3 protein-coding genes are annotated in these 3474 nt (G+C 37.6%); all 3 read right to left on the bottom strand.

Annotated features, from left to right (window positions below; genetic code table 11):
- Positions 1–537 precede the first annotated feature (537 nt).
- A complete protein-coding gene (locus tag ABWO41_RS16750; protein ID WP_353140463.1) occupies positions 538–1437 on the bottom strand; it encodes a nucleotidyltransferase family protein in 900 nt (299 codons plus the stop codon).
- Positions 1438–1524: 87 nt separating this feature from the next.
- Entirely contained in the window at positions 1525–3093 is a 1569-nt protein-coding gene (locus ABWO41_RS16745; protein WP_353140461.1) for a helicase HerA-like domain-containing protein, read from the bottom strand.
- A gap of 31 nt (positions 3094–3124) precedes the next feature.
- On the bottom strand, positions 3125–3474 hold a 350-nt coding region (locus ABWO41_RS16740; RefSeq protein WP_353140459.1), incomplete at its 5' end, for an alpha/beta hydrolase family protein.

Genomic DNA, 3474 nt, shown 5'->3' with positions numbered 1-3474 from the left:
TTCCTTCAGCTGAAAAAGTAACCAAACCTGCCTCGCCGGCAGGCAGGAAAGCCGTCATCAATCCCGCTTGTGCCTTTCGCTCAACCTGCCTCACATAAAAAACATTAGCGCTTTATTTTTACTGGCAGTATTTTATTAAGCGTATTCGCAACTTCGAACGTAAAACCGTTTCGAGCCAAAGGCTTCCCTTCGGGACTATGAGGCTTGTTAGTGCTTTATGACTATTAGTGCACTGTTTTTTAATTTTTCCGACACTGGGGATTGAAGAATGTACTTCGGGTACATGTAGTGCTAGTTTGTACGTCCGTATTTGTACTGTACACCATCGGATGTTTTATATCGCCATTGTTTATTAGTCCTTCTCCTAGGGGAGAAGGTGCCCAAAGGGCGGATGAGGGTGTTGATGATTAACCTTCAATTTTATAATAAACAAAATCTCCGTCTGAAATACTTCTGACGGAGATTTTGCTCGTTACAGTCTGAATAACACAGTAACTTTTTATAAAGTTTCTTCTTTTATAGAATTGTAAGGCGTGTTTACCAAAGTTTCTCCGGATATATACCTGCTTCTATCAATTTATTGATATTGTCCTGAACAATAGGTTTGTCTTCTTTAAAGGTTACACCAAACCATTTCTCGTCTGTAGGAATAACTTTGAAAGAACCAATACCATTTTCTACAATATTATCTGCCACAGAAGGAATATAAAACTCTGCTTTCGGTTTGTCTGCATTTTTTTTGGCGAAATCTACAAACATATTTTCAATGATAGGAAATACTTCCGGAGTAAAACCCCAAAAATTCATAGATACCGGATTATCATGAGATAGTTGGAACCGTTCTCCATTCTCTTCATAAAAAACCTCACCATTTTCACCAAAAACTTTTGTTCTTTCTGTTATTTCCGTCAAGAACTGATTTTCATCGGTTTTGCAGACACCCCGGGAAACTGATCCGTTTTCTGATAAAGTATTACCTACTTTAAAACCAACAATAGCATATTGGTTTTCCTGAGCTTCGTGGTTTAAAAAATCTGCAATTTTCTGAAAAGCATCATGACCATAAAAATCATCAGCATTTATCACACAAAAAGGTTCTTTAATGCTGTTTTTCGCTTCTAAAACAGCATGTCCGGTACCCCATGGTTTTTCTCTGTAAATTTCTTCGTTAATCCCGTATTTGCTTAAATCAAAGTCCTGAAACACATAGCCTGTTTCTATTTTGCCATTTAATTTGGCGTCGAAAATAGCTTTGAAATTATCTTTAAATTCTTCTTTAATGATAAAAACTACTTTTCCAAACCCAGCTCTGATAGCGTCATATATAGAATAATCGATAATAGTTTCTCCGTTTGGTCCAAAGCCGTCAATTTGCTTCATGCTGCCATAACGGCTTGCCATGCCTGCGGCTAAGATCAAAAGTGTTGGTTTCTTCATTTATATTTTTTATAAATATGTATTAGCTTATAACGTAATACAGTAGATGGTTAAAATTCGCCCCAAAAGTAATGAAAAAAAATCCAATTAAAAGCCGAAAAAAGAGCCTGACTTTTTACTCGTTTTTTTGCCTGTAATCATACCAAATAAGCCCCTTACAATCTCACGGCCAATCTGTCTGGTAATGGTAGCATTCATCACTTTTTCGAATGTACTTTTCTCCACTCTGCCGTTACTCCTGGGGGCATTAGATTGTTTTTCGACTTCTTCAGCTGCTGCCGCAGCCTGGTCTGCTTTTAGTTTCTCGTCAATCTTTTGACTTAAAATTTCATATGCGCTGATTGGGTCTATAACCTCCTGATATTTTTTATACAGGTCTGAAGATTGCATTAAAGCTCTGCATTCTGCTTCAGGCATTGGCCCCATAACAGCTGTCGGCGGAATAAGATGTACTGCAGCTACTTCTGTAGGAATACCTTTGTCATTAAGTACAGTGATTAACGCTTCACCGGTACCCAAACTGGTTAAGACTTTGTCTATCTGGTAAAAGTCGGAAGCAGGGTAAGTCTTTACTGTTTTTCTTAATGCATCGACATCATTTGGAGTAAAAGCTCTTAGAGCATGTTGTACTCGGTTTCCCAGTTGCCCCAAAACAGACTCCGGAACATCCGTTGCAGCCTGGGTACAAAAGAAAAATCCAATTCCTTTAGACCTGATTAAACGAATAACCTGTTCTATCTGTTCCAGAAATGCTTTGCTGGAGTTTTTGAATAACAAATGGGCCTCGTCGAAGAAGAAAACTAATTTTGGCTTATCTACATCTCCAACCTCTGGCATGCTATAAAAAATTTCGGCCAGCAGACTCAATAAAAAAGTAGAATATAAAGATGGTTGATCCTGAACGTCGGAAATATTTAATAGACTAATTAGTCCCTTTCCGTCCACTTTCTGAAACAGATCTTCAATATCGAATGATTTCTCTCCGAATAACTGAGACAATCCCATCTGTTCTAATGCTACTATCTTTCTTAAAATAGTACCGGAAGTAGCAGAAGATATTTTTCCATAGGTGTCCTTAATCTCCTGAGCACCATTTCCTTCAGACAAATAACTTAGCAGTTTTTTTAGATCGTTAAAATCTACCAAAGCCATTTTATGATCGTCTGCATATTTGAAGATTGCAGATAAAACACCTGTTTGTGTATCGTTTAAATCCAGAATTTTACCGAGTAAAATTGGGCCAAATTCGGATATAGTTGCTCTCATTTGGGCGCCAAGTTTGCCAGATAGAGAATAGAGTTCTACAGGAAATCCTGTAGGCGTGAAAGCTATATTTAAGGCTTTTACACGCTCTTCGATATGTGAATTTGAAATTCCAGGTTGATTTAGGCCAGAGAGATCGCCTTTCACATCCAGCATAAACACAGGTACTCCTGCATTAGAAAGCTGTTCTGCTATTAATTGCAGTGTTCTTGTTTTTCCGGTTCCTGTAGCTCCGGCAATTAAACCATGCCTGTTCATCATCTTCAATGCCAGATTAACTTTTGCATCTGCACAGATGTTACCATCTAACATACCGGCACCCAGATAAATAAACTCCCCTTTAGGGCTGTAAGATTTTTGAATTCTATCTATGAAATCTTGTTGACTTGCCATGTTATAGTCTTTTAGGTAAATATAAAATTTTCTATTTTCTTATAAAGCTTTTTATCCAGTTATTCATTTCCCAAAACATATGCAGTACAGATTCCCGGGATTGGAAAAGATGTGCTTCGTTTGGAAATAATACCAATTTAGATGGAATGGCATTGGCTTTTAATGCAGAAAAATATCTTATGCTTTGTGCTGGCTGAGTCTCATAATACTCGTCTTCATTACCATGGAGTAGTAAAATTGGTGTTCTCAGACGATCTGCCAGATTAAAAGGTGACGCATTTTTATAAAAATTTCCGGCTTCCCAATAAGTTCTTTCTTCCTGTTTGAATCCGAAAGGTGTAAGGAAGGTGTCATAGAAACCATTTAAGCCAATTCCGGTAG

Origin of the sequence: Pseudopedobacter sp., assembly GCF_040392825.1 — a bacterium.
In the GTDB taxonomy this organism is placed as follows: domain Bacteria; phylum Bacteroidota; class Bacteroidia; order Sphingobacteriales; family Sphingobacteriaceae; genus Pseudopedobacter.
The sequence above is the reverse complement of the archived record's forward strand: the minus strand, read 5'-3'. Positions and strand labels throughout refer to the sequence as shown.

What these genes read in the sequence shown, in the direction of transcription:
- ABWO41_RS16745 (WP_353140461.1), bottom strand. Translation starts at nt 3,093, where the DNA reads ATGGCAAGTCAACAAGATTTCATAGATAGAATTCAAAAATCTTACAGC.
- ABWO41_RS16750 (WP_353140463.1), bottom strand. Translation starts at nt 1,437, where the DNA reads ATGAAGAAACCAACACTTTTGATCTTAGCCGCAGGCATGGCAAGCCGT.